At 71.1% G+C, this 25,145-nt stretch carries 21 protein-coding genes and 1 tRNA gene; 19 read left to right on the top strand and 3 right to left on the bottom strand.

Features of this window, described 5'->3' with window-relative positions; translation table 11 throughout:
* Window positions 1-29 precede the first annotated feature (29 nt).
* Window positions 30-2,144: a dTMP kinase gene (locus AB0M80_RS12110; RefSeq protein ID WP_364562595.1), complete on the top strand. Its 2,115-nt coding sequence runs from the start codon at window positions 30-32 to the stop codon at window positions 2,142-2,144.
* The gene (locus tag AB0M80_RS12105; RefSeq protein ID WP_364562592.1) at window positions 2,141-3,346 is read left to right on the top strand and encodes a DNA polymerase III subunit delta'; all 1,206 of its coding nucleotides are present in this window, start codon (window positions 2,141-2,143) and stop codon (window positions 3,344-3,346) included. Before AB0M80_RS12110 ends, AB0M80_RS12105 begins: the two co-directional genes overlap by 4 nt.
* Before the next feature lie 53 nt (window positions 3,347-3,399).
* Here the strand turns inward: AB0M80_RS12105 and AB0M80_RS12100 are convergent, their stop codons facing one another.
* Window positions 3,400-5,064: a hypothetical protein gene (locus tag AB0M80_RS12100; RefSeq protein WP_364562589.1), complete on the bottom strand. Its 1,665-nt coding sequence runs from the start codon at window positions 5,062-5,064 to the stop codon at window positions 3,400-3,402.
* 133 nt (window positions 5,065-5,197) lie between these two features.
* Here AB0M80_RS12100 and AB0M80_RS12095 point away from each other — a divergent pair.
* Window positions 5,198-5,271, top strand: a tRNA-Thr gene (locus AB0M80_RS12095).
* A 200-nt stretch (window positions 5,272-5,471) separates the two neighbouring features.
* Here AB0M80_RS12095 and AB0M80_RS12090 read toward each other — a convergent pair.
* Window positions 5,472-5,927, bottom strand: a complete 456-nt coding sequence (locus AB0M80_RS12090) for a GreA/GreB family elongation factor (protein WP_364562586.1) — start codon at window positions 5,925-5,927, stop codon at window positions 5,472-5,474.
* Window positions 5,928-6,051: 124 nt separating this feature from the next.
* Between AB0M80_RS12090 and AB0M80_RS12085 the strand changes: the two genes are divergently transcribed.
* From AB0M80_RS12085 to AB0M80_RS12060, 6 genes are all read left to right on the top strand, one after another.
* Window positions 6,052-6,639 carry a TetR family transcriptional regulator gene (locus AB0M80_RS12085; RefSeq protein WP_103351040.1) on the top strand — a complete coding sequence of 196 codons (588 nt, stop codon included), beginning with the start codon at window positions 6,052-6,054 and terminating at the stop codon, window positions 6,637-6,639.
* 107 nt (window positions 6,640-6,746) lie between these two features.
* Window positions 6,747-7,952 carry a M14 family metallopeptidase gene (locus tag AB0M80_RS12080; RefSeq protein WP_364563638.1) on the top strand — a complete coding sequence of 402 codons (1,206 nt, stop codon included), beginning with the start codon at window positions 6,747-6,749 and terminating at the stop codon, window positions 7,950-7,952.
* A 186-nt stretch (window positions 7,953-8,138) separates the two neighbouring features.
* The gene (locus AB0M80_RS12075) at window positions 8,139-8,660 is read left to right on the top strand and encodes a gamma carbonic anhydrase family protein (protein ID WP_364562582.1); all 522 of its coding nucleotides are present in this window, start codon (window positions 8,139-8,141) and stop codon (window positions 8,658-8,660) included.
* 33 nt (window positions 8,661-8,693) lie between these two features.
* Window positions 8,694-9,116, top strand: coding sequence for a 50S ribosomal protein L11 (gene rplK / locus AB0M80_RS12070; protein ID WP_364562580.1), 423 nt, complete (start codon window positions 8,694-8,696; stop codon window positions 9,114-9,116).
* A gap of 149 nt (window positions 9,117-9,265) precedes the next feature.
* Window positions 9,266-10,534 (top strand): serine hydroxymethyltransferase, encoded by a 1,269-nt coding sequence (glyA, locus tag AB0M80_RS12065; protein WP_364562577.1) that lies wholly within the window; start codon window positions 9,266-9,268, stop codon window positions 10,532-10,534.
* Between the two features lie 179 nt (window positions 10,535-10,713).
* Window positions 10,714-12,369, top strand: a complete 1,656-nt coding sequence (locus tag AB0M80_RS12060) for an MDR family MFS transporter (RefSeq protein ID WP_364562574.1) — start codon at window positions 10,714-10,716, stop codon at window positions 12,367-12,369.
* Window positions 12,370-12,440: 71 nt separating this feature from the next.
* On the opposite strand, the gene AB0M80_RS12055 is transcribed toward AB0M80_RS12060, so the two are convergent.
* Entirely contained in the window at window positions 12,441-12,959 is a 519-nt protein-coding gene (locus tag AB0M80_RS12055) for an inorganic diphosphatase (protein WP_364562571.1), read from the bottom strand.
* A gap of 175 nt (window positions 12,960-13,134) precedes the next feature.
* Between AB0M80_RS12055 and dacB the strand changes: the two genes are divergently transcribed.
* The 10 genes from dacB to folE all read left to right on the top strand — a co-directional run bounded on the left by dacB (window position 13,135) and on the right by folE (window position 25,113).
* The gene (gene dacB / locus AB0M80_RS12050; RefSeq protein WP_364562568.1) at window positions 13,135-15,501 is read left to right on the top strand and encodes a D-alanyl-D-alanine carboxypeptidase/D-alanyl-D-alanine-endopeptidase; all 2,367 of its coding nucleotides are present in this window, start codon (window positions 13,135-13,137) and stop codon (window positions 15,499-15,501) included.
* A gap of 93 nt (window positions 15,502-15,594) precedes the next feature.
* Entirely contained in the window at window positions 15,595-16,605 is a 1,011-nt protein-coding gene (locus AB0M80_RS12045; protein ID WP_364563636.1) for a zinc-dependent metalloprotease, read from the top strand.
* Window positions 16,602-17,561: a tRNA lysidine(34) synthetase TilS gene (tilS, locus tag AB0M80_RS12040; protein ID WP_364562566.1), complete on the top strand. Its 960-nt coding sequence runs from the start codon at window positions 16,602-16,604 to the stop codon at window positions 17,559-17,561. The genes AB0M80_RS12045 and tilS overlap by 4 nt, the downstream gene beginning before the upstream one ends.
* Window positions 17,562-17,564: 3 nt before the next feature.
* Entirely contained in the window at window positions 17,565-18,116 is a 552-nt protein-coding gene (gene hpt / locus AB0M80_RS12035; RefSeq protein WP_364562563.1) for a hypoxanthine phosphoribosyltransferase, read from the top strand.
* Window positions 18,117-18,260: 144 nt separating this feature from the next.
* Window positions 18,261-18,626 carry a hypothetical protein gene (locus AB0M80_RS12030; protein WP_364562560.1) on the top strand — a complete coding sequence of 122 codons (366 nt, stop codon included), beginning with the start codon at window positions 18,261-18,263 and terminating at the stop codon, window positions 18,624-18,626.
* A gap of 23 nt (window positions 18,627-18,649) precedes the next feature.
* Window positions 18,650-20,050, top strand: a complete 1,401-nt coding sequence (locus tag AB0M80_RS12025) for a hypothetical protein (RefSeq protein ID WP_364562558.1) — start codon at window positions 18,650-18,652, stop codon at window positions 20,048-20,050.
* A gap of 60 nt (window positions 20,051-20,110) precedes the next feature.
* Window positions 20,111-20,896 (top strand): ESX secretion-associated protein EspG, encoded by a 786-nt coding sequence (locus AB0M80_RS12020; RefSeq protein WP_364562555.1) that lies wholly within the window; start codon window positions 20,111-20,113, stop codon window positions 20,894-20,896.
* Window positions 20,897-21,008: 112 nt separating this feature from the next.
* Complete coding sequence (locus AB0M80_RS12015) at window positions 21,009-21,830, top strand: ESX secretion-associated protein EspG (RefSeq protein ID WP_364562552.1); 822 nt, start codon at window positions 21,009-21,011, stop codon at window positions 21,828-21,830.
* 294 nt (window positions 21,831-22,124) lie between these two features.
* Window positions 22,125-24,530 carry an ATP-dependent zinc metalloprotease FtsH gene (gene ftsH, locus AB0M80_RS12010; protein ID WP_364562549.1) on the top strand — a complete coding sequence of 802 codons (2,406 nt, stop codon included), beginning with the start codon at window positions 22,125-22,127 and terminating at the stop codon, window positions 24,528-24,530.
* The gene (folE, locus tag AB0M80_RS12005) at window positions 24,508-25,113 is read left to right on the top strand and encodes a GTP cyclohydrolase I FolE (protein WP_364562546.1); all 606 of its coding nucleotides are present in this window, start codon (window positions 24,508-24,510) and stop codon (window positions 25,111-25,113) included. Before ftsH ends, folE begins: the two co-directional genes overlap by 23 nt.
* Window positions 25,114-25,145 lie beyond the last annotated feature (32 nt).

Genomic DNA, 25,145 nt, shown 5'->3' with positions numbered 1-25,145 from the left:
ACTAGTGGGGTGGGCGTATCAGCGAGGGCGTGCGATCGGTACCCGGGGCCGGCCCGGGTGCGTCGTCGGGCGCCGAGGCGTCCACGATCAACCGGGTCCGGCGGGTACTGGCGATCAAACCGTTCCGGCGCCTGTGGGGCGTCACGTACCTGTGCAGCGTGGCCGACTGGCTGAACATCCTCGCCCTCACCGGCCTGGCCACGAAGCTGACGGACAACTACTTCGCGCAGAACTTCGCGTTCGTCGGCGTGGTACTCACCGGTCTGGCGCCCGGCTTGCTGTTCGCCCCGATCGGCGGGCTGCTCGCGGACCGGTTCGACCGCCGCAAGGTGATGGTGGTCGCCGACCTGCTGCGGTGCGGCTTCCTGCTGTCCATCGCGATCGTGGGCGCGCCGTGGTGGCTGCTCGTCGGCAACTTCCTCGTCGGCTGCGCGTCGAGCATGTGGATCCCCTCGAAAGAGGCGGCGGTTCCCAACCTGCTCCGCCGGCCCGACCAGGTCGAGACGGCCAACCAGCTCGGCATGGTGATGACCTACGGCCTCGCGGTCATCACCGCGGCCGGTGCGAACGCCATCATCACCGGCGTCAACACGACGTTCCACCTGTTCCCCAACGAGAGCGCGAGCCTCAGCATCGCGAAGCTGGTCGTGATGATCACCGGCCTGCTCTACCTGGCCAGCGCGATCCTCATCGCCACCCGCATTCCCGAGCTGTCGCTGCGCAACGTGCACGCGCTGCCGGAACAGAAGATCAAGCCGGCCGACGAAGAAAAGCTCGGCATGGGCCGGATGATCGCCGACGGCTTCCGGTTCATCCGCAGCACGCCGCTCGTGCGCGGCCTGCTCATCGGGGCCTTCGGCGCGTTCGCCGCCGGTGGCGCCGTGATCGGCTCGGCCAAGCCGTACTCCTCGAGCCTGCTCGCCGGTGACTCGGCGTTCAACCTGCTGGTGCTGGCCGTGTTCCTCGGCCTGGCCACCGGCATGGCCACCGCGCCCAAGCTCGCCCGGCGGCTCGCGCACGACCGCCTGTTCGGCATCTCCATCGTCGCCGCCGCGCTCTCGCTGCTGGTGGTGGCGTTGTCGCCGCACCTGACGGTCTCGCTGATCGGTGTGTTCTTCGTCGGCATCTGGGCCGGGACCGCGTTCCTCACCGGCGTCACGATCATCGGCTCGCGCGTGGAAGACGCCATCCGCGGCCGGATCAACGCGATCTACCAGCTGATGATGAAACTGGTGCTGTTCGGCACCACGGTCACCGTGCCGGTGCTGGTCGGCCTGCTGAACCAGCACACGTTCACCGTCTGGGGCGGCTCGGCCACCGTCGACGGCACGCGCCCGGTGATGCTCGGCGGCGCCGTGATCGCGCTGGTGGCCGGGCTCTTCGCCTACCGGCAGATGGACGACAAGCGCACTGAGCCGATCCTCGCCGACCTGCGCAACGCGCTGCGCTTCACACCCCGGCGCGTCAACGGCTTCCTCATCGCCGTCGAGGGCACCACCGCGATCAACACCGCGATCCAGGCGGTCAACCTCGCCGACTGGCTGCGTGCCGGCACCCGGCCGGTCGCCGTCGCCGCCGATCCGGCGCTCGACGACCACCGGCTCGCCGCGCTCGTTTCCGGCGCCTCGCTCACCGGGGCGCGGGCCCAGGCGCTGGCCGCCGCCGCGGTGCGGGCCGACATCGTGGAACGGCACGTCCAGCCGGCCTTGGACGCCGGTTCGGTGGTCGTGATGGAGCGGTTCGTCGACTCGCCGCTGGCGCACCTGTCCGCCGTCGCCGGGCTCGACAGCGACGAGCTCGAAGGCCTTGCCGACTGGGCGACCGGACGCCTGCGCCCGGACCTGACCATCCTGCTGGACGCCGCCCCGAACGGGGCACCGCGCGACAAGTCGGCCGCGATGAACGACCAGTGGCGCGTCCAGCACCTGCTCACCGAGATGGCCGCGGCCGATCCGGACCGGTACGTCGTGGTCGACGCCGACGGCACGGACGTCGAGGTCGCCGAGCGCATCCGCACCGCGCTGCGCGCCGTGTTCGTCGGCCGGCTGGCCTCGCTGGCGCCGACGACGGAGAAGCCGGTGACCCTGCCGATGGAAACCCTGCCCGCCGAGACCCCGGAAGAGCCTCGCGTGGAGGCGAAGTGACGACGACCGAACGCATCGGCGTCTGGAACCAGCTGGTCGGCCAGGAGCCCGCGGTCGAAACGCTGAGCACGGCCGCGTCGGCAGCCGCCAAGATCGTCGCCGGCGAGCCCGCGCCGCCCGGCGCGATGACGCACGCCTGGCTGCTCACCGGCCCACCCGGCTCCGGCCGCTCGGTGGCCGCCCGGACCTTCGCCGCGGCCCTGCAGTGCAGCACCGGCACCGGCTGCGACGCCTGCCCGGGCTGCCACACGACGATGGCGGGCACCCACGCCGACGTCCGGCTCGTGGTGCCGGAAGGCCTGTCGATCTCGGTCGCCGAGATGCGGGCCCTGGTGCAGGCCGCCGCGCGCCGCCCGACGACCGGCCACTGGCAGGTCGTGATCATCGAAGACGCGGACAGGCTCACCGAAGGCGCGTCGAACGCCCTGCTGAAGGCCGTCGAGGAGCCGCCGGATCGCACGGTGTTCCTGCTTTGCGCGCCGTCGGACCACCCCGAGGACGTCTCGGTGACGATCCGTTCGCGCTGCCGCCTGGTGACGCTCCGGACACCACCGCCGGAAGCGATCGCCGGCGTGCTGATGCGCCGCGACGGCGTCGACGCCGAACGCGCACAATGGGCTGCTTCCGTCTGCGGCGGCCACGTCGGCCGCGCGCGCCGGCTCGCCACCGACGAGGCCGCACGGCAGCGCCGGGCCACCGTGCTGCGGATCCCGCTCGGCCTGCGCCGTCCCAGCGACGTCTTCACCTGCGCCGATCAGCTGATCAGCGCGGCGGAGGCCGACGCGGGCGAGGCGAGCAAGGGCCGCGACGAGAACGAGCGCAACGAGCTGCGGACCGCGATGGGCGGCGACGGCATCGGCAAGGGCGTCGGCGGCGCCAAGCGAGCCGCCGAAGCCGCGGTCAAGCAGCTCGAGAAGAAGCAGAAGTCCCGCGCAACCCGCACCCAGCGCGACACGCTCGACCTGGCGCTGGTCGACCTCGTCGGCTTCTACCGCGACGTCCTGGTGACGGCCACCGGCTCCGGCGCGACGCTCAACCACCCGGACCACGCCGCCCAGATCGCCGAAGCGGCCTCGTCGTGGACGCTGGAGTCGACGCTTCGCCGCCTCGAAGCGGTGCTGGAATGCCGTGAGGCGATCGACCTGAACGTGAAGCCGCGCATCGCCGTCGAGGCGATGGTCACGACGCTTCGCCAGGGCTGAATACGAAGGAACCCGCCAGGAGCACCTGGCGGGGTTCTTTCACACCCCTCGGGTCACTCGCGCGGGCGGGGTGACGGCTTGAACGGCTTCTCCTCGACAACGACGGCCAGCGGACGCCGCCGGCCGCCCGGCATCGCGGCGACCATGACCACGCCCAGCAGCAGCATCGCGGTGCCCGTCCAGAACAGCGGCACCGTGTCGTACGCGCCGCCCGTGTAGGCGAGGTTCTTCACCGGCCCCTTCGGCGCCTGACCGCCCGCCGGCGGCGTCGACGCGGTTCCGCAGACCACGCCGCCGGTCGGTGCGTACGCCCGCGCGATCTGCTCACCGAGCGACAGCTGGGCCAGCGACGACGGCAGGTTCTTCGCCTGGTCGTCCGGCAGCAGGCTCTTGAGCTTGGTCGTCGGCAGCAGCTGCAGGTCGAACATCCGCGCCGAGGCCCCCAGCTGGAAGCCCTTGAACGGCGTGGTCATGTTCGCGGACTTCTGGTCGAGCCCGGCGATGCTCAGCCGCAGCACGCCGAGGTCGAGCACGGTGCCCGCGGTGGTACCGACCTGCTGGACCTGACCGGCCGCCGTGGCCAGCAGGCCGCCGACCACCGGGAGGTCCTTGACCGCGCCGAACTGGTCGCTCAGCGGTTTCAGCGGCAGCCCGATCGGGATGTCCTTCGTCGGGTGCGCCGCGTCGAGCGTGTAGAGCACCTTGCCGCCGGCCTCGATGGTCAGCACCGGCGCGGTGTACTCGACCTTGGACGTCTTCGCGTCGCCGGTGGAAGTCACCTTGAGCGTCGGCTGACTGGCCACCTTGACGCTCAACGCCAGCGGCGTGCCCTTGAGGATTTCGATGTCCGCGGCCTGCAGCGTCGACGTCGACTGCACGGCCTTGTTCTTCGAACCGGGGATGTCGACCAGCTTCACCTGCGACCGCGACGACAGCGTGTTCGGCAGGCTCAGCAGCGAGCCGTTGCCGTTCGCGGCGGTCTGCCCGCCACCCTGCAGCAGGCCGCCGAGGCTCTGCAGGCCCTTGGTCAGGTCGAACCCGCTCGCGAGGGAGCTCGGGTCGAGCTTCGGCTTCAGCGCGTCCAGACCCAGGTTCGGCATCGACGGCACGACGTTCAGCAGCGACAGGCTCGCCACCGACGTACTGGCGTCGGCGATGGTGTCGACGCACGGCCCGAGCGTCGGGCTCCACCGCGCGTGCGCGCTCCCGTTGAGCAGACCGACGTTGAGCAACGGGTTCGATGGCGCGTTGAGCCCCCCGCTGATCGGCTGCGGGTTGTCCGGCAACGCCGTCTGCACGACGCTGCCCGGCGTCTGCGGCGCGTTCCCGCCCACCGACAGCCCGAACGGCGACGCCTGCGCGACCGCCTTCTCGTAGTTCAGGTAGGCATCGGAGTTCGCCGACGCACTCGACAGGCCCATCCCCGCCTCGAGCGCCGACTGCTTCGGCAGCGTCTGCCCGAACCCCGGCAGGATCGTGCTCGTCGGCACGGCATTCGGCAGCAACCGGATGATCCCGAGCGCGGTCCCGGCATCCCCGACGGCCTGCCCCAGCGGCTGCGGCCCGATCGGCGCCGAAATGGGCGCCTGCCCCGGATTCGCCGGCTGCGGGATCGGCGTCGTCGGATAGGTGGTGTCGGCACCCGCCGGCGCCGCGCTGAACAGGAGCAACGCCGCAGCCGCCGGCAGGGCCACCGAACGGGGCAGTCTTCGCCGCATGTGCCAGAGCCTCCAGACAGGTCGACCGGTGAACGAGACCGGCGTCATAGCTCCCTAACGACGGTCCCCCCGGGAAGTAACGCGCACAGCCTCCGCTACACTTGCTATCGTCGCTGGCGCAAGCCGGAGACACGCCGCCTTAGCTCAGTCGGCCAGAGCGATTCACTCGTAATGAATAGGTCAGGGGTTCGATTCCCCTAGGCGGCTCAGCCAATCGGATGCCCCTGCCCCTCGCGGGCAGGGGCCTTTTTGGCTTTCGCGTGTCCTGTGGGGGCGCAGCCCCCGGACCCCCGCCGTGGTCACCTGGGTGTGAATCTCCCCTGAGGACCACCCGTATGGGGCAAAAGCAAAATGAAGAGGGCGAAGGGCCCTCGGCTTGTGGCTGAGGGCCCTTCGGATGGCTGGGGTTACTTGGGTGGGGTCAGCTTGACCACCGTGGCCTTCGCGTCGCCTCGGGGGGTCCGGTAGGTGATTTCGTCGCCGGCCTTCGCGCCGACCAGGGCCAGGCCCAGGGGGCTGTCCGAGGTGATCGCGTCCGCGTCTTCGCCCGGGACCGTCACCACCTGGAACGTCTCTTCGTCTCCGTCGGCGAAGCGGAGGGAGACCACCGTGCCGTCCGGGAGCTGGCTGTTGCCGTAGCCGCCGTGTTCCATCTTGGCCGCCAGTTCGGCGATCTGGCGGTCCAGCCGGGCGGCCGCTTCCGCCCGGTCGATCACGTCCGCCTGGTCCGCCGCGTCCCCGGTGCGTTCCTGCTCGCCGGGTTGCGGCGCGAGGGCTTCCCGCTGCGTGCGCAAGTTCGCGATTTCCTTCTCCAGCTGGCTGCGCGCAGCCGGGCTGAGCCCCTTGTCCCCTGAGATCACCATGCCGGGCATTGTCCGCTGCGCGGACCGGGGTGGCCAATCCGGTTTTTCACCCGAAAGCCACCCACAGGACGTCTGCCCTAGGATTTCGGGTCGGGCGTCCAGGAAGAAGGTAACGAGAATCACCGTGAGCGCAGTCCCCGGCCGCAGCGAGCGGCTCTCGCCGAACCAGCTGGCCAAGCAGGAACAGATCGTCGAAGCCGCCCGCGTCGTGCTCGCCCGCGACGGGCTCGCGGGGTGCACCGTCCGGGCCATCGCCGACGCCGGCCCGCTCACCAAGAGCGCCATCCACTACTACTTCGCCGACATCGACGTCCTCATCGACCGGGCGATGGCCGCGCACATCACCGCCTTCGCCGCGGGCCTGCGCGAGGTCGCCGCGAAGCACGACGAACCCCGCGAGCGGCTCTTCGCCGTCCTCGAGGAGTACCTGCGCGTCTTCGCCGCGAACCCGAACGCCGCGTTCCTCTGGTTCGAGTACTGGATCGCCGCCGGGCGGGCGCAGCACCCGCAGGCCATCGACGTCATGCTCACGTCGCTCACGGAACTGCTCGCCGAGCTTCTCGCCCCGCTCGACGTCGACGACCCGCGGGCCAGGGCCCGGGCGCTCCTGTCGTACCTGCTGGGCACGGTCGTCCAGCAGCGGGTGCGCCCGCGGCCGTTCGCCACGCTGCGTGCCGACATCGAGGCGCTCTGTTTCGCTAACTACGGGTAGAAACCCCCAATAGATCCGTACTGCCCCGGATTGCGCCCTCCGTCCGGCTCCGGCCAAGGTCGAGGCACCCCCCGAGAGCAGGAGACGTGATGCGCACACGAACGTGCATGGCAGCGGCGGCGGCCGCCCTCTTGGTGCTCACCGCCGGCGGCCAGGCCGGTGCCGCTCAGCCCGACGGACCGCAGGTGTACGAGGTGACCGGCGCCGGCACCGCCCAGCAGCGCACCGAGGTCGCGCGGACCGGCGCGGACATCCTCGACACCGAAGGCGCGACGACCACGATCATCGCCAACCCCGGCGAAGCGGCCCAGCTGCGCGCGCAGGGCTTCGGCGTCAAGGCGCTCGGGAAGGTGAACCGGCCGCAGGGCACCGAGACCGTCGAGGACTTCCCGGCCGGCTACACCGGCTACCACACCTACGCGGAGACGCAGACCGAGCTGCAGAAGACGGTCGCGAACTACCCGGCGCTCGCGAAGCTGGGCAGCGCCGGCACCTCGTACGAAGGCCGGGCCCTGTCGACGATCAAGATCAGCGACAACGCCGGCACCGACGAGAACGAGCCCGAGGTCCTCTTCACCTGCAACCAGCACGCGCGCGAGCACCTCACCACGGAGATGTGCCTCCACATCGTGCAGCGGCTGACCAGCGGATACGCCACCGACAGCGCGATCAAGCGGCTGGTCGACAGCACCGAGATCTGGGTGCTCCCCAGCGTCAACCCGGACGGCTCCGAGTACGACATCTCCGGCGGCACGTTCCACAGCTGGCGCAAGAACCGCCAGGGCAGCGGCACCGACCCCAATCGGAACTGGGGCTACAAGTGGGGCTGCTGCGGCGGTTCCTCCAGCTCGCCGTCCAGTGAGACCTACCGCGGCACGGCGGCGTTCTCCGCGCCCGAGACCCGGGCCGTCTCGAACTGGGTGAACTCGCGGGTGGTCGGCGGCGTCCAGCAGATCAAGACGCACATCGACTTCCACACCTACTCCGAGCTGGTGCTCTGGCCGTTCGGCTACACCTACGACCGGACCGCGCCCGGGCTCACCGCCGCCGACGCGACGAAGTTCGAGACGCTCGGCCGGCAGATGGCCGCCACCAACGGCTACACGCCGCAGCAGTCCAGCGACCTCTACATCACCGACGGCAGTGTCAACGACTGGATGTGGGCGCAGCACAAGATCTGGAGCTTCACCTTCGAGATGTACCCGAAGGGCAGCAGCCCGGGCTTCTACCCGCGCGACACCCAGATCGGGCCGCAGACGACCCGCAACGACCAGGCCGTGGACATCCTGATCAACGCCGCGATCACCGGCTGACCCCCAGCAGCCGGCCGCGGCCCGCGGATGGCCGCCTTTCCCGCTGGACCGGGGAAGGCGGCCATCGCAGTTGCCAATCCGGCCAAAAGCAGGCCGCCCCCCCGCGCGGCACGTAACCGTTGCTGCGAAGCCATTCGGCCGTGGCTGTGGTCGGATTGGTAACAATCGGCGCAGTAGGGTGCGGGCATGCCTCTGTTCTCGTTCGAAGGGCTCAGCCCGCAGGTCCACCCGGACGCCTGGATCGCGCCCACCGCCACCCTCATCGGCGACGTCGTCGTCGAGAAGGACGCCTCGATCTGGTTCGGCGCGGTGCTCCGGGCCGACTTCGGCCGGATCGTCATCCGCGAGGGCGCCAACATCCAGGACAACTCGGTGATCCACGTCAACGACGGCGTCTGCGAAGTGGGCAAGAACGTCACCGTGGGCCACCAGTGCCTGGTGCACGACTGCACGATCGAGGAGCAGGCGCTGATCGGCAACGGCTCGACGGTGCTCGACAAGGCGAAGATCGGTGCGCGGGCGCTGGTCGCGGCCGGGGCGACGGTCACGCCGGCGACCGAGGTGCCGCCGGAGGTGATCGCGATGGGCAGCCCGGCGAAGAAGTTCGTCCCGCTGACCGACTCGGCGCGGATGTGGGTCGAGCACAACGCGGCGATCTACCAGGAACTGGCGCGGCGGCACCGGGCCGGGACCAAGCCGATCGATTGACTCTCCAGTAGCTGGAGACCCTAGCTTCGCGGCATGGCTCCGAAGAAACTCGCCCACCAGGTCACCCTCGAGCTCGCCGCGGGCAACGCCCCGGTCGTCGACCTGGGCAAGATGCTGGGGCAGACCGGCATCAACCTCGTCGAGGTCAAGAAGGCCTACGACGCGGCCACGGCGGCGCAGCGCGGCGACATCGTCCCGGTGGTCGTCTCGGTGTTCGAGGACCGCTCGTTCGCGCTCCGGCTCAAGACGCCGCCGACGTCGTTCCTCATCAAGAAGGCGCTGGGGGACAAGGGGTCGGCGCGTCCGGGGCACGAAGTCGCGGGGAAGCTGACGACGCAGCAGCTGCGTGAGATCGCCGAGCGCAAGCTGCCGGACCTGAACACCGCGGACGTCGAGGCGGCGATGCGCACGATCGCGGGCACGGCTCGTTCGATGGGCGTCGCGGTCGTGCCCTGAACCGCGCGTGAACCGAGGTTCGAGCGTGGTGGACTAGGCTCGACCGCGCAGCAGCGACTGGCGCCATCGAGGTGGAGCACCACCGGGAAGCGACCACGAGGCCGGCACCGCGCGCCTGGGTGAAGGCCACTCCAGAGCCGGAGTACGCCATGACACACCAGCCGAAACTGACCGCACTCGCCGCCGCCGATCCCGCCATCGCCGGGCTCGTCGAGGACGAGGCCAAGCGCCAGCACGACAAGATCCGCCTGATCGCGTCGGAGAACTACGTCTCGCAGGCCGTGCTCGAAGCCACCGGGACCGTGCTCACCAACAAGTACTCCGAGGGCTACGCGGGCAAGCGGTACTACGAGGGCCAGCAGTTCATCGACCAGGTCGAGCAGCTCGCCATCGAGCGGGCGAAGGCCGTGTTCGGCGCCGAGCACGCGAACGTCCAGCCGTACTCCGGGTCGCCGGCGAACCTGGCCGTGTACCTCGCCTTCGCGCAGCCGGGTGACACCGTGCTCGGCATGGCACTGCCGGACGGCGGGCACCTCACGCACGGCTGGGGCGTGTCCGCCACCGGCAAGTGGTTCACGCCGGTGCGCTACGGCGTCGCCAAGGAGACCGGCCGGGTCGACCTCGACCAGGTCCGGGACCTGGCGCGCGAGCACCGGCCGAAGCTGATCTTCGCCGGCGGCACGGCGATCCCGCGCACGATCGACTTCCCGGCGTTCGCCGAGATCGCGCGCGAAGTGGACGCGGTGCTCGTCGCCGACATCGCGCACATCGCCGGGCTGGTCGCGGGCGGCGCGCACCCCTCGCCGGTCGGGCACGCGCAGGTGATCACGACGACGACGCACAAGACCCTCCGCGGCCCGCGCGGCGCGATGATCCTTTCGGACGCTTCGCACGCGAAGGCGGTCGACAAGGCCGTGTTCCCGGGGCTGCAGGGCGGGCCGCACAACCACACGACCGCGGCGATCGCGGTCGCCCTCGGTGAGGCGCAGCAGCCGTCGTTCCGCGACTACGCGCACACGATCGTGGCCAACGCCCGCGCCTTGGCCGACGCACTGCTCGCTCGCGGTTACGACCTGGTTTCCGGCGGCACGGACAACCACCTGCTGCTGATCGACCTGACGAACAAGGCGGTCGCGGGCAAGCCGGCCGCCCAGGCCCTCGACCGCGCGGGCATCGAGCTGAACTACAACACGGTGCCGTTCGACCCGCGCAAGCCGTTCGACCCGTCCGGCATCCGGCTCGGCACGTCCGCGATCACCACCCGCGGTCTCAAGCCGGAGCACCAGCCGCAGGTGGCGGACTGGATCGACCGCACGGTGACGGCGGCCGCCGCGCACGACGAGTCTTCGCTGGACGCGATCGCCGCGGAGATCCGCGAGTTCCTGGCGCCGTTCCCGATCCCGGGCTACTCCGCCTGACCCCGTCCCCGAGGGCGGCACTTTCCCGTGAAAGTGCCGCCCTCGGCGCGTCTGGGGCCACGAGACGGGGGTCACAGAATATTTGATTGCACCGTACAACCTTCCCGGGGAATACTTGGCTCAGGCAAGTAGTTGAGGGGTACAAGCAACTACGCGAAGGCGTTCCGAGGGAGACCACCATGAGCGACACCACCACGGCGGAAGGAGCAGCACCTACGAACGGCAAGCTGACCCACCGCCAGATCCTGACCGTGCTGTCCGGGCTGATGCTCGGCATGTTCCTCGCCGCGCTCGACCAGACCATCGTGTCGTCGTCGATGCGCACCATCGCCGACGAGCTCCACGGCCTGTCCCTGCAGGCCTGGGCCACCACGGCGTACCTCATCACCGCGACGCTCTCGACGCCGCTGTACGGCAAGCTGTCCGACCTCTACGGCCGCAAGCCCATGTACCTGACGGCGATCTCGCTGTTCCTGGTCGGCTCGCTGGCCAGCGGCATGGCGACGTCGATGTACGAGCTCGCCGCGTTCCGCGCCTTCCAGGGCCTCGGTGCCGGTGGCTTGATGTCGCTGGCGCTGGCGATCATCACCGACATCACCGCGCCGCGCGAGCGCAGCAGGTACCAGGGCTACTTCATGGCGGTGTTCGGCATCTCGAGCGTCGCCGGACCGGTCGTCGGCGGCTTCTTCGCCGGCATCGACACCTTCGCCGGCATCACCGGCTGGCGCTGGGTCTTCCTGGTCAACGTCCCGATCGCGCTGGCCGCGCTGGCCGTCGTCACCAAGGTCCTCAACCTCCCGCACTCCCGCGTCGAGCAGAAGGTCGACTACTGGGGTGCCGTGGCGCTGGCCGTGGGCCTGGTGCCGCTGCTGATCGTGGCCGAGCAGGGCCGCGAGTGGGGCTGGGGCTCCGCCGCCTCGATCGCGATGTACGTCGTCGGCGCGCTGGGCGTGACCGCCTTCGTGTGGATCGAACGCCGGATGGGCGACGCCGCCCTGCTGCCGCTGCGCCTGTTCCAGCGGTCCGTGTTCCGGATGTCGACGATCGTCACGGTCGTGCAGGGCGCCGGGATGTTCGGCGCGATGATGTCGCTGCCGCTGTACCTGCAGATCGTCAAGGGCGCGACGCCGACCCAGGCCGGCCTGCAGATGCTCCCGCTGACGCTCGGCATCATGATCGCGAGCCTGGGCAGCGGCGTGGTGATCTCGCGGACCGGCCGGTACAAGATGTTCGCGGTGGCCGGGATCGGCCTGATGGCGGCGGCGCTGTTCGCGCTGTCGACGATCACCGTCGACACCTCGCTGGCCCTGGTCATGGTGATCGCCTTCGTGATCGGCCTCGGCCTCGGCTCCTCGATGCAGACGCTGGTGCTGGCCGCGACCAACGACGTCCGCCCGCAGGACATCGGCGTCGCCACCTCGGCGGCGACGTTCTTCCGGCAGATCGGTGGCACGGCGGGTACCGCGGTGTTCCTGTCGATCCTGTTCGGCACGGTCGGCGACCGGATCGCGAACGCCATCCGCTCGGCGATGACCACACCGGCCTACACGACGGCGCTGGCGCAGCACCCGGAGTTCGCGAAGCAGCTGCAGAGCGGACTGGACGTCAACGACACGTCGTTCCTGTCCTCACTCGACCCGACGCTGGCCCGGCCGATCCTGCAGGGCTTCGCCGAGTCGATGAGCACGGTGTTCCTGGTCGGCGGGATCGTGCTGACCGTCGGCTTCGCGCTGGTCTGGTTCCTCAAGGAGAAGCCGCTGTCGGACAAGTCGGCGATGGAGCAGCGCGCGGACGCCGAGGCGGAAGCCGCTCCGGCCCTCGCCTTGGCGCATTGACCCCTGAAAGCCGTGAATGCCACCTTGAGAGACGTTGAGTCCCTCAAGGTGGCATTCACGGCTTTGGAGTCTTAGTGAGCGGCGCCGCCGTCGGCCTTCTCCTTGGCCAGCCGGTCGGTCTCCCGCTCGTACGAACGGGCGATCTCGCTCTCGGCCTCGGCGCGGCCGACCCAGGACGAGCCCTCGACGCTCTTGCCGGGCTCGAGGTCCTTGTAGACCTCGAAGAAGTGCTGGATCTCGAGCTTGTGGAACTCGTTCAGGTGGTGGATGTCGCGCAGGTGCTCCAGGCGCGGGTCGGCGCTCGGCACCGCGAGGACCTTGTCGTCCGGGCCCTTCTCGTCGGTCATCCGGAACATGCCGATCGCGCGGCAGCGGATCAGGCAGCCCGGGAACGTCGGCTCCTGCACGAGGACGAGCACGTCGAGCGGGTCGCCGTCCTGGCCGAGGGTGTCGTCGATGAACCCGTAGTCGGCCGGGTACTGCGTGGCCGTGAACAGGGTCCGGTCCAGCTTGATGCGGCCGGTCTTGTGGTCGACCTCGTACTTGTTGCGCTCCCCTTTGGGGATCTCGATCGTGACGTCGAACTCCACGCCTGTCCTCGCTGCTTCTTTCGATTGCGGGCATGCCACACGTCGCGGGCGGCAACCTTCATGACTGTCGTGACGTCTCCTAGTGTGGACTACACCCTGCCTGGGGGCCGCATCGATGTCGGCCTCACGGCATGTGAGCTTGGCCCCTCCCGGGGCAGGTGAGAAGGAGTGGTGGGTGCCGGAAAACGACCAGCCGATGTGGCCTTCGTCGGACGAAGACCGCTCGTCGTCCGGCGCGCGGAAGACCACCCCGATGTCGCTGCCCGACCCGCCGGACAGCGGCGGGGACCGCGCGCCCGTGCCCAAGGTCACAGGCAGTGAGGCCCCGAAGGGCTCGTGGTTCGCGCCGAACGTGCCACCCGAGCCGGTCCCGGGCCTCAACGCGCCCGTGGAGGAGCCCGCGCCCCCGCCGCCGACCTCGGCGAAGCAGGACCTCGCCGACCGGCTCGGCAGCCGCGAGCCGAAGCCGGCGGAGCAGCCGCCATCGGCGCAGCCCGCCGACGAGGGCACCCGGTACATCGAGGTCGAGCAGCCCGGGCCGGAACCGGCCGCACCGGCCTCGGCCGTGGAGAGCACGCAGTTCATCGAGGTGAAGCAGCCGACGCCGGTGGTGCCGGTCGAGCGCTATGTCCCGCCGCGGGAGCAGGAACGCCGTGAGCAGCCGGAGGAACCTCAGCAGCAGCAGTGGCGCGAAGAGCTGCAGTACTGGCGCGCGGAGCAGCAGCGCCGTGAAGAGCAGCTGAACCGCGGAGGAGCACAGCGCGAGGAGCCTCAGCGCGAAGAAGCCCAGCAGCGCACCGACGCACCGTGGACCCAGCACATCGAGCTGCGGGAGGACCGCGCCGGCGACCGTCCGGCCGAACCGGGCGACCGCCGTCCCGGGCTGCCGCCGGAGCCGCCGCGCGGGGTGGTGCCGTCGGCGTCCGTGGGTTCGCTGGCCCGGCCCCAGCGCATCGAACCGGACGGGCATCGGTTCGACGCCGAGGCGACCGTCGGGATCGAGCGGCCCACCCAGTTCCCCGGTGTCTTCCAGCAGCAGCCCCAGCCCCGTAACGACCAGCCCCGTAACGAACCGCCGCGGGCCGAGCCGCCCGCCGAGCCGCCGGCACCGTCCGCGGCCGAGGCGCCGTCCGCCGGGGAGCCGCCGAAGAAGCGGCGCAAGGGCAAGCTGATCGCGCTGGTCGTGGTCGTCCTCCTGGTGCTGGCGGGGGGCGGGGTCGCCGCGGCGACGCCGAAGGTGGCGAACCGGCTGGGCCTGCCGTGGGCGCCGAACGCGCCCAAGGGCGACGCGCCGTCGCCGGGCGCGGCCACGCGTCAGCTGCAGGGGCCGGCCACGGCCGGGACGGCGCCGACCGCGAACGGCGTCAAGTCCGCGCTGGCCTCGGCGGCCGGGAACGGCGCGCTGGGGCAGCTCACCGGCAGCGTGATCGACCCGGTGACCGGCACCGTGCTGTGGGACCACAGCTCGTCGAGCCCGGTGACGCCCGCGTCGACGACGAAGGTGCTCACGTCGGCGGCCGCGCTGCTCTCGCTGGACCACGATTCGAGGCTGTCGACCAAGATCGTGCAGGGCGCCGACCCGGGCACGGTGATCCTGGTCGGCGGCGGCGACACGACGCTCACCAGCCTGCCGCTGGGCACGGAATCGCCGCTGTACCCGGGGGCCGCGCACGTCGACGACCTCGTCGCGCAGGTGAAGAAGGCCGCGCCGGGCGTGAAGAAGGTGCAGGTCGACCTGACCCTGTTCAAGGGCCCGACGACCGCGCCGGGCTGGGAAGCGGGCGACGCGCCGTCGACGTACGCGACGCAGATGGCGCCCGTGATGGCCGACGGCGGCCGGCTCAGCCCCAAGGACAACGGCTCGCAGCGGACGGCGAACGCGGGCAGCGCGCTGGCCTCGTCGATCGCCTCGAAGCTGGGTGTTCCGGCGGGCGGCCAGGCGACCGCGCCCAAGGACGCGAAGGTGCTCGGTGAGGTCAAGTCCGCCCCGCTGACCGAGCTCGTGTCCGACCTGATGGTGCTGTCCGACGACGTTCTCGCCGAGGCGATCGCCCGGCAGGTGGCGCTGGCGAACGGCGAGGAAGCGAGCTACGCCGGCGGCGCCAGGGCGACCATCAAGGTCCTGAAGGACCACGGCTTCGACGTCTCGGGCGTCGCGCTGTCCGACGGCAGCGGCATCTCGTCGCAGAACCGCATCCCGGCACGGCTCCTGACGCAGCTCCTGGCGGCCGCGGCGGCGCCGGAGGGCAAGAACCCGGGCACGGCGAAGCTGCGCCCGGTACTGGCGGGCCTCCCGGTGGCCGGCGGCTCCGGCACCCTCGCCGACAAGCGGTTCGACACACCGGCGTCGCAGGCCGGCCGCGGCTGGGTGCGGGCCAAGACGGGCACGCTCACCGGGGTCAACACCCTCGCCGGGCTCGTCCTCGACCAGGACGGCCGGGTGCTGGTGTTCGCGTTCATGTCCAACGGCTCCGACACCGAACCCGGCCGCGACGCCATCGACGCCCTCGCGACGAGCCTCCGCAAGTGCGGCTGCGCGTAGCGGCGGACGCCGAACCGTACGAAGATCGTGGCCGGAACCCCACCCCGGGCAGGTAGCGTCGGAAGGGTGAGTCAGGAAACGCAGACCCGGTCCATCGTCGACTGGGCGATCGCCGCGCAGACCGGCGCGTTGCTGGTGCGCGGTGGTCCGCAGGTGCCGCGCGAACGGGCCGAGGAGGCCGTCACCGACCTGCGCGAGCTGACCGTCGAGGCCGAGGGGCACGTGCGGCAGCTGACGAACCTGGGTCTCGACCTGCCGCTGCTGCCCGGCGAAGTCGTCGACCGCCCCGGCTGGGTCCGGTCCGCCGCGGCCGGGCTGGACGCGCTGACCGGGCGGGCGCTGCCGCAGCAGGGCGGGCCGCTCGGGCCGATCCTGGCCGGCGGCGCCGGGGTGCAGACCGGGCTGGTGCTCGCGTTCCTCGCCAGCCGCGTGCTCGGCCAGTACGACCCCTTCGGCGGTCCCGAGCGCACCGGCAGGCTGCTGCTGGTGGCGCCGAACGTCGTCGCCGCCGAGCAGGCGATGGACGTGCCCGGCCACGACTTCCGGCTCTGGGTCTGCCTGCACGAATGCACCCACCGGCTCCAGTTCACCGCGGTCAAGTGGCTGCGCGACTACTTCGCCGACGAGGTCGAGCGGCTCGTCTCCGGCCTCGCCGGCGGCGGCACCGACAGCCTGTCCGACCTGGTCGGCAGGCTGCCGGAAGCGATCAAGCAGGGGCCGAAGCTCAACCTGGCCGAGCTGCTCCAGTCGCCGAAGGAGCGCGCGGTGTTCGACCGGCTGCTGGCGCTCTCGACGCTCCTGGAGGGCCACGCCGACTACGTGATGGACGCCGTCGGCCCGCGGGTCGTGCCGAGCGTCGACACCATCCGCGCGCGGTTCACCGCCCGGCGCAAGGGCGGCGGCGTCTTCGACCGGTTGCTGCGCGCGCTGCTCGGCGTCGACGCGAAGATCCGTCAGTACGAAGAAGGCGCGAAGTTCACGAAGCACGTCGTGGACGCCGTCGGCATGGACGGCTTCAACGCCGTCTGGCGGTCGCCGAACACCCTGCCGTCGCGCGCCGAGATCTCCGACCCGGCCGCGTGGGTCCGGCGCCTGCACGGATGACCGGGCCGGCGGTCGCGGCCGTCCGCCGGGCCGTGCGCGAATTCCTGGCGATCGCCGACGCACCGGCCGAACTCTGCGTCGCGGTCTCCGGCGGTGCCGACTCCCTCGCACTGGCCGAAGCGGCCGCGCACGTCGGCCACCGCGCCGGCCACCGCGTCCGCGCGCTGGTCGTCGACCACGGACTGCAGGAGGGCTCGGCGAAGATCGCCCTCGATGCGGCGGCCGCGGCCAGGTCCCTCGGCGTCGACGAAGCCGAGGTGCGCCGGGCCGACGTGACCGGCACGGGCGGCCCGGAAGCCGCCGCGCGCAAGGCCCGCTACCGCGCGCTGGACGGGCACGGGCTCGTCCTGCTCGGCCACACCCTCGACGACCAGGCCGAAACGGTCCTGCTCGGGCTCGGCCGCGGCTCCGGCCCGCGCAGCGTCGCCGGGATGCGGCCGCACGACCCGCCGTGGGGCCGTCCGCTGCTCGCCGTCCCGCGGGCCACCACCCGGGCCGCCTGCGCCGAACTCGGCGTCGAGCCGTGGGAGGACCCGCACAACGCCGAGCCGCGCTTCACCCGCGTCCGGCTGCGCACCGAAGTCCTGCCGCTCCTGGAAGACGTTCTCAACGGCGGGGTGGCCGCCGCGCTCGCCCGCACGTCCGCGCAGCTGCGTGAGGACAACGAGGCGTTGGACACATTGGCGGACATGATCTTCACCCGCGCGGGCGGCTCCGAAGGGCTGGAAGTGGCGGTGCTGGCGGCCGAACCCGCGGCACTGCGGCGGCGGGTTCTCCGCAGGTGGCTGCTGCAATCGGGTGTGCGTGAGCTCACCGACGCGCACCTGCGCGCGGTCGACGCACTGGTCGCCCGGTGGCGTGGTCAGGGTGGCGTCTGGTTGCCGGGCAACTTGGAGGCGAGCCGGTGCCGTGGCAGGCTCTGCCTCACCTCCCAACCCACCACACGAGGGGAATGACCCGTGTACGAGGGCGAAATCGCCTCCGTGCTCGTCACCGAGCAGCAGATCAAGGACAAGATCGCGGAGCTGTCGGAGCAGATCGCTGCCGACTATCCGGCCAACGGGCAGGGCGAACTCCTGCTGGTGGGCGTCCTGAAGGGTGCGGTCATGTTCATGACCGACTTCGCCCGCGCGCTGCCGCTGCCGACGCAGCTGGAATTCATGGCCGTCTCCTCCTACGGGTCGGCGACGTCGTCGTCCGGCGTCGTGCGGATCCTCAAGGACCTCGACCGCGACATCGCGGGCCGGGACGTCCTGATCGTCGAAGACATCGTCGACTCCGGCCTGACGCTGTCGTGGCTGCTGAAGAACCTCGCCAGCCGCAACCCCGCGTCGCTCGAGGTCGTCTCGCTGCTGCGCAAGCCGGAAGCGGTGAAGGTGGACGTGCCGGTGAAGTACATCGGCTTCGACATCCCCAACGAGTTCGTCGTCGGCTACGGCCTCGACTACGCCGAGCGCTACCGGGACCTGCCCTACATCGGCACCCTGGAGCCGAAGGTCTACACGGCGTAGTTCACCGACCGTTCACCGCAACCACCGGATTTTCGGAACCCCGGCTTCGCCGATTGCGTCATAGGCTCTGATCACGTGCGTTAACCTATGCGAAGACCAATCGTGCCCGCGGTGACCGGGTCGGGGGAACGGGAGAGAGTGCAGATGGGGAACAGCAGCGCTGCCGACGCGAACGCCTTCAAGGCCGCGGCCGCGGCGGGTCAGGTCGGGATCGATCCCGACGCCGCCCAGGCCGTGCTGAACAAGATCCGCACCGGCAAGGACGCGGTCGAAGCCCTCCTCGCCGGGGCGGGCACGCTCGCCCAGCCGCCGAAGCTCGGTGACAACCCGGTCGGCCACGCGATGGCCGCGAAGTTCGTCCAGCGCGCGGACGGCGGCGGCGACTCCTACGCCGCCGCGCTGCAGAACCTGCTCGAGCAGTATTCCGCCGCCGAAGAGGGCATCGTCACGGCGATGGCCCGGTACCACGAGATCGACCAGGCCGCGGCCGACCCGTTCCGTAACGCCTGAGTCCAGAGGGGGATTTCGAAGTCATGGCTCCGAACCAAAGCGACCAGCCGTCGAAGACCACTCCGGGCCCTGCTGATCAGGGCTCGCTCGTCCCGCTCGGCGACAACTCGGCGTCGCAGAACATCGTCGAAAGCGCCCGCGGCCGGTCCGACGGCTTCGACGTCGGCGACGACCGCGCGATCGCCAACCCGCCGAACTGGAACGCCCAAGACAGCCAGCAGCTCTACCACGCCGCGCGCGACAACAACGAGCCCGGCACGGCGGAGGCAACCGGGCACGTGTGGGCGCACCACGGTACCGAGCTGAAGCAGGCGTCCGACCACCTGTACAACGCGATCGCCGAGCTGGGCAACGCGTGGGTCGGCAAGGGTGCCGCGGGTGCGCAGGGCGCGCTCGTGGCGATCGCGAACTCCGGTTCGCAGGCCTCCGAGGCCGCGCACACGATGTCCGACCGGCTCTACCGGCAGTCCGCGGCGGCCGCGCAGGTCAAGCAGATGCCGAAGCCCGTGGACTTCGATCCGAAGATGGCCATGGCGCTGGCGCTGGCGGGCGGCCCGGCGACGCTGACGAACGACCAGAAGGTGCAGTACGACGCGGCCAACGACGTCAAGGCGCAGCAGGTCGCGATGTTCAACGCCTACACGGAGGCGATGAGCGAGATCGACAGCTCGACCCCGAGCTTCGGCCCGGAGTCGCTCGGCATGAAGCCGACGGGCTCGCACAACTCCGTCTCGTTCAACTCGGTCGGCTCCGTCGGCAGCGCCGGCCCGGTCCAGGGGCTGCCCGGCAGCGCGGGCAACGCGATCTTCGCCTCCGGCGGCACCGGTTTCGGCGGCCACGGCGCGTTCGGCGCCCAGCACGCGGCCGGCGTGACCGGTGCGAGCCCCGGGGTGCCCGGCGGCTTCGGCGCCGACGCGGCCGCGCTCGGCAGTGACGCACCCGGCGGTTCGGTCGCGGGCTCCGGCTCCGTGACCGGGACCGGCCAGGTCGCTCCGGGCGGCACGACGGCCGGCGGCAGCAGCCCGCTCGGCAAGGTCGGCATGGGCCTCGGCATCGGCGGTGTCGCCGGCGGCCTCGGCGCGCTGGCGTCGCGGGCGCTCGGCGCGGGCAGCAAGTCCGGCGCGAAGGCCGAGAACGAAACGACCCTGGCGTCGGCCGAGGGGCAGGGCCAGAGCGCCGCTTCGGCGCAGGGACCGCAGCAGGGCCTCGTCTCGTCGGCGGGCACCATCGGCGGGCAGACCCCGCCGCCGATGAACCCGGGCATGGGCGGCATGGCCCCGCAGGGTGCCCAGGGCGAGCAGGACGAGGAGCACACGCACGCGTCCTTCCTCATCGAGGCGGACCCGGACGAGGCCTTCGGTGCGAACCAGGCGACCCCGCCGCCGGTCATCGGCGCGTGGTCCGAGGACGACGAAGACCGCTGATCCTTTCGGGCCGGGCACGCTGACGGTGTGCCCGGCCCGGTTCCTCCTGGGGGTGGCTCGATGCCGAACGCTGAGCTGCTCACCCCGGTCGAGGTGGACTTCCTGTGGGAGTCCGCCGGGCTGGGCGAGCTGCCGTACCCGCTGCGCATCCGGTCGCACGGCGCGACCGTCGACGAACGGTCGATGCTGCGCCGTCACACGCTGGAGGGGCTCACCGCGCGTGGGCTCGCCGACGGCCGCGGGCGGCCCGAGCCGCACATCGAGGACTACTTCGGCGTGCTGGCCGCCCCCGAGCTGAGCTTGGACGCCGTCCAGCTGATCGCCCCGGACGCCGAACCGCTGCTCGCGGTCGCCGGTGTGCTGGGCGGCCGAGGCCTGCTGGCCGTGCAGGACACCCGCGGCCTGCACCTGCAGCCGTGCCCGGCCGACGGGCTCGCCGGCGCGATCGTCTCGCTGCTGCCGGGTGGTCCGCGCGGCAGCGAGAAGTCCATCACGGTGCCGCTGGATCAGCTGGTCGGCACGCACGGCGTCGACTTCATGCAGCGCCGCGGCAACGGCGACGAGCGCGCTTCGGCCGACGAAGACCGCAAGGCACTGGCCCGGCTGCACGCGCAGCCGCGGCTGCGCGGCGGCCAGATCGGCGCCAACGCCCGTAACCGGGTGGGCGGGCGCACCCGCACACCGGTCCTGAGCTGGTTCGACACCGAGACCGGCCGCTACTTCACCCAGGCCACCCCCGGCCGCGACGGCCGGGACTGGATCACGATCGCCCCCGCCGACGCCGCCACGCTGCGCCACCGCCTCGGCGAGATGCTCGCGGGAGCCGCGACGACCAGCGCGGTCTGATCTCTGGAAGGATCGGTCCGGGTTCTTCGGACGTGCCCAGCCTGCCACCGGAACGATCCGGTTTTGTCGGTGGTGCGGGCTACGCTGAGCAAGAGTCCGATCCGGGAGAGTAATGATGCAAGAGTTCTTCTCGCCACTGGCGTTCGACTTCCTCTGGGAGTCGGCGGGGATCGGGGAGCTGCCGTACCCGCTGATCGTCCGGTCGCACGGCGCAACCGAGAACGAGCGCGTCTCGCTGCGTCACCGCACCGACGTCGAGCTGAAGGCGCGCGGCATCCGCGACCCGCGCGGCAGGCCGGCGCCGCCGATCGAAGACGCCCTGCACCTGCTGGCCTTCGCGCCGCTGACCATCGACGCGCTGCACATCCCGCAGTTCGAGGCCCCGACGGTCGGCGTGCTCGCGGCGGCCGACGAAACCAAGGGTGTGCTCGCGGTCCAGGACGCCGACGGGATCTGGCTGCGGGACGTCCCACCGGACGGCCTGGTCTCGGCCGTCCTCGGGGTGCTGCCCGCCGGCCCGCGTGGCAGCGAGGCGTCGGTCACACTCCCGCTGGACGACGCGCTGCGCACCGCGCCGATCCGCGTGCCGGTGCCGTCGTCGCCGGGCGAGGAAGAAGACAAACGACGGGGCCGGGCGCGCCGGACGCCGCTGAGCGAACGGCTCACGGCCGATCCGCGCGAGGCGTACGGCCGCATCGCCGGGCAGCCCCGGCTGCGTGGTGGTCAGCTGGCGGCGAACAGCCGTTCGCAGGTCGGAGCCAAGCAGCGGTCCCGCGTGCTGGCCTGGTTCGACACCGCGACCGGGCGCTACCTGAGCCTCTCCCGCGCAGGTACGGACGGGCGCGAGTGGGTCACCGTGGCCCCCGCGGACCAGGCGACGCTGCGGACCCGGCTGGGGGAGATGGTGAGCAGTGTGTCGGACGGCACCCGATAGCGTGACCGGTGAGGCTTGTTTCGGTCGGCCCGCCGCGCCCCGGGCGCAAAGCCGCAGGGCAGTGCGGATGTCATGCGGCGGGCGACGGCAGAATAAGCCCCAGTGCGGACACCGGCCGGGAACCCGGGCGCGGTTTCGCCCGTTGACCTGCGAGAGGCTCACAGGGGATGAACGCGGCAGCGGAGGTACCCTGATGAGCAGGTGTCCAGGCACCACGGGTTGTCAAGATCGTGATGGCGGGTATCACAGGAGCCGCCCAACCAGGGAGGGTCGAGGCCACCAGGGCCGAGTCGTATGAACCGGAAGAGCGTGCTCAGGAACCCACTGCTGTGGATCGTCGCGGGGTTGCTGGCGTTGTTCGCGTACAACACGATCTTCGACAGTGATCGTGGGTACACCCAGGCACCCATCTCGGTGGCGAACTCCCAGATCACCTCGAACAACGTCAAGGAAGCCAGCCTCGAGGACAAGGAACAGCAGGTCAAGCTGCTCCTCTCGAAGCCGATCGACGTCGACGGGCAGCAGGTCACCCAGATCATTTCGCAGTACCCGGCCAACGCGTCGCTTGAGATCTACGACAAGCTGCTGGCCGCGAAGAACGGCGACGCCGGGGTCAAGTTCACCACCAAGGTGACCCAGCAGGGCGTGCTGACGCAGATCCTCATCTTCGCCATCCCGCTCGCCCTCGTCCTGGGCCTGCTGATGTGGATGATGAACAACTCCCAGGGCGGCGGCAACCGCGTCCTCAACTTCGGCAAGTCCAAGGCCAAGCAGCTGAACAAGGACATGCCCAAGACGACCTTCGGGGACGTCGCGGGCGCCGACGAGGCCGTCGAAGAGCTGTACGAGATCAAGGACTTCCTGCAGAACCCGGCGCGCTACCAGGCGCTCGGCGCGAAGATCCCGAAGGGCGTGCTGCTCTACGGCCCGCCCGGGACCGGCAAGACGCTGCTCGCGCGAGCTGTCGCGGGCGAAGCGGGCGTGCCGTTCTACACGATCTCGGGTTCGGACTTCGTCGAAATGTTCGTCGGTGTCGGTGCGTCGCGAGTGCGTGACCTGTTCGAACAGGCCAAGCAGAACGCGCCGTGCATCATCTTCGTCGACGAGATCGACGCGGTCGGCCGCCAGCGCGGCGCCGGCCTCGGCGGCGGGCACGACGAGCGCGAGCAGACGCTGAACCAGCTGCTCGTCGAGATGGACGGCTTCGACGCCCGCGGCGGCATCATCCTGATCGCGGCCACCAACCGGCCCGACATCCTCGACCCGGCGCTGCTGCGCCCGGGCCGGTTCGACCGGCAGATCCCGGTGTCGGCGCCCGACATGCGCGGCCGTCGCGCGATCCTCGAGGTGCACGCCAAGGGCAAGCCGATCGCGCAGGGCACCGACCTGGGCAGCCTGGCCAAGCGGACCGTCGGCATGTCCGGTGCCGACCTGGCCAACGTGCTGAACGAGGCCGCGCTGCTCACCGCCCGCAAGAACGGGCACGTGATCAGCGACGTCGAGCTCGAGGAGTCGGTCGACCGCGTCGTCGGCGGCCCGGCGCGCAAGAGCCGGATCATCTCCGAGAAGGAGAAGAAGATCACGGCCTACCACGAGGGTGGGCACGCGCTCGCCGCGTGGGCGATGCCGGACATCGAACCGGTCTACAAGCTGACGATCCTGCCGCGCGGCCGCACCGGCGGGCACGCCCTGCTCGTCCCCGAGGACGACAAGGACCTGATGACCCGCTCCGAGATGATCGGGCGGCTGGTCTTCGCGATGGGTGGTCGCACGGCGGAGGAGCTCGTCTTCCACGAGCCCACCACCGGCGCCTCGTCCGACATCGAGCAGGCGACGAAGATCGCCCGCGCGATGGTCACCGAGTACGGCATGAGCGCCCGGCTCGGCGCGGTCAAGTACGGCCAGGAGCAGGGCGACCCGTTCCTCGGCCGGTCGGCCGGGCGGCAGGCGGACTACTCGCTCGAGGTGGCGCACGAGATCGACGAGGAGGTGCGCAAGCTCATCGAGACGGCGCACACCGAGGCGTGGCACGTGCTCAACACCTACCGCGACGTGCTCGACGAGCTGGTCATCGAGCTCCTGGAGAAGGAGACGCTGACCCGCAAGGACCTGGAGCGGATCTTCGCGACGGTCGAGAAGCGCCCGCACATCACCGTGTTCAACGAGTTCGGTGAGCGGACGCCGTCGGACAAGCCGCCGATCAAGACCCCGGGCGAGCTGGCGATGGAGCGCGGCGAGCCGTGGCCGCCGCCGGAGAAGGAGAAGCCGGTCCTGAAGCCGGAGCCGACCCCGGTCGGCACGGTGCAGGGCGGAGGCGACCTGCCGGGCGGCCCGCCGTACCCGTCGCCGTCCCCGATCGATCCCAACGCGAACCCGTACGCCCCGCCGCAGCCGGGCGCCTACCCGAACGGCGGCCGTCCTCACGGCGGCCCGAACGGTGGCCCCAACGGCACGGCGCACTGGCCGCAGAACTACGGCGGTCAGCAGCCGGGCGGTCCGGCCGGCCAGAGCGGCCCGCCGAACTACGGTGCCCCTCCGGGCTGGACGCCCGCGACCTCCCCCGGCGGCCAGCCGGGCCAGTCGTGGCGGCCCGGCGGTGAAGAACGCCCTCGTGAGCACGGCTGGTTCGCCGACCAAGCCGGCAACCAGCAGAGCGAGGGGGAGCGTCGTGACGTGGATGGACCAGAAAAGCCCCAGTGACGCCGACCGCCCGGTCTTCGACCACGACCGGGCGGAAAAGGCGATCCGCGAGCTTCTCCTGGCCTGCGGCGAGGACCCGGAGCGGGACGGTCTCAAGGACACGCCCGCCCGGGTCGCCCGCGCGTACCGCGAGATGTTCGCCGGGCTCTACACCGAGCCGGACTCGGTGCTGGACCGCACGTTCGACGAGGCCCACGAAGAGCTGGTGCTGGTCACGGACATCCCGATGTTCAGCCAGTGTGAACACCACCTGGTGCCGTTCCACGGCGTCGCGCACGTCGGGTACATCCCGAACGCCGGCGGGAAGGTCACCGGGCTCTCCAAGCTCGCCCGCCTGGTCGACCTCTACGCCAAGCGTCCCCAGGTCCAGGAGCGCCTCACCTCCCAGGTCGCCGACGCGATCGTGCGGAAGCTCGAACCGCGGGGCGTCATCGTGGTGATCGAGGCCGAGCACCTCTGCATGGCCATGCGCGGCGTCCGCAAGCCGGGCGCCCGCACGACCACCTCGGCCGTCCGCGGGCAGCTGAAGGACTCCCCGTCGTCCCGGGCGGAGGCGCTCGACCTCATCAGGGCGCGCCGGTGAACGTGGGGCTTCCCGCGCCCGGCCGGTGCGTC

Source organism: Amycolatopsis sp. NPDC051045 (assembly GCF_040682955.1).
Classification (GTDB): domain Bacteria; phylum Actinomycetota; class Actinomycetes; order Mycobacteriales; family Pseudonocardiaceae; genus Amycolatopsis.
The sequence above is the reverse complement of the archived record's forward strand: the minus strand, read 5'-3'. Positions and strand labels throughout refer to the sequence as shown.

Bases quoted from the DNA above. Each gene is read 5' to 3' on its own strand.
- AB0M80_RS12100 (WP_364562589.1), bottom strand. From the start codon at position 5,064: ATGCGGCGAAGACTGCCCCGTTCGGTGGCCCTGCCGGCGGCTGCGGCG.
- AB0M80_RS12090 (WP_364562586.1), bottom strand. From the start codon at position 5,927: ATGGTGATCTCAGGGGACAAGGGGCTCAGCCCGGCTGCGCGCAGCCAG.
- AB0M80_RS12080 (WP_364563638.1), top strand. From the start codon at position 6,747: ATGGCAGCGGCGGCGGCCGCCCTCTTGGTGCTCACCGCCGGCGGCCAG.
- AB0M80_RS12075 (WP_364562582.1), top strand. From the start codon at position 8,139: ATGCCTCTGTTCTCGTTCGAAGGGCTCAGCCCGCAGGTCCACCCGGAC.
- rplK (WP_364562580.1), top strand. From the start codon at position 8,694: ATGGCTCCGAAGAAACTCGCCCACCAGGTCACCCTCGAGCTCGCCGCG.
- glyA (WP_364562577.1), top strand. From the start codon at position 9,266: ATGACACACCAGCCGAAACTGACCGCACTCGCCGCCGCCGATCCCGCC.
- AB0M80_RS12060 (WP_364562574.1), top strand. From the start codon at position 10,714: ATGAGCGACACCACCACGGCGGAAGGAGCAGCACCTACGAACGGCAAG.
- tilS (WP_364562566.1), top strand. From the start codon at position 16,602: ATGACCGGGCCGGCGGTCGCGGCCGTCCGCCGGGCCGTGCGCGAATTC.
- AB0M80_RS12030 (WP_364562560.1), top strand. From the start codon at position 18,261: ATGGGGAACAGCAGCGCTGCCGACGCGAACGCCTTCAAGGCCGCGGCC.
- AB0M80_RS12025 (WP_364562558.1), top strand. From the start codon at position 18,650: ATGGCTCCGAACCAAAGCGACCAGCCGTCGAAGACCACTCCGGGCCCT.
- AB0M80_RS12020 (WP_364562555.1), top strand. From the start codon at position 20,111: ATGCCGAACGCTGAGCTGCTCACCCCGGTCGAGGTGGACTTCCTGTGG.
- AB0M80_RS12015 (WP_364562552.1), top strand. From the start codon at position 21,009: ATGATGCAAGAGTTCTTCTCGCCACTGGCGTTCGACTTCCTCTGGGAG.
- ftsH (WP_364562549.1), top strand. From the start codon at position 22,125: ATGAACCGGAAGAGCGTGCTCAGGAACCCACTGCTGTGGATCGTCGCG.
- folE (WP_364562546.1), top strand. From the start codon at position 24,508: ATGGACCAGAAAAGCCCCAGTGACGCCGACCGCCCGGTCTTCGACCAC.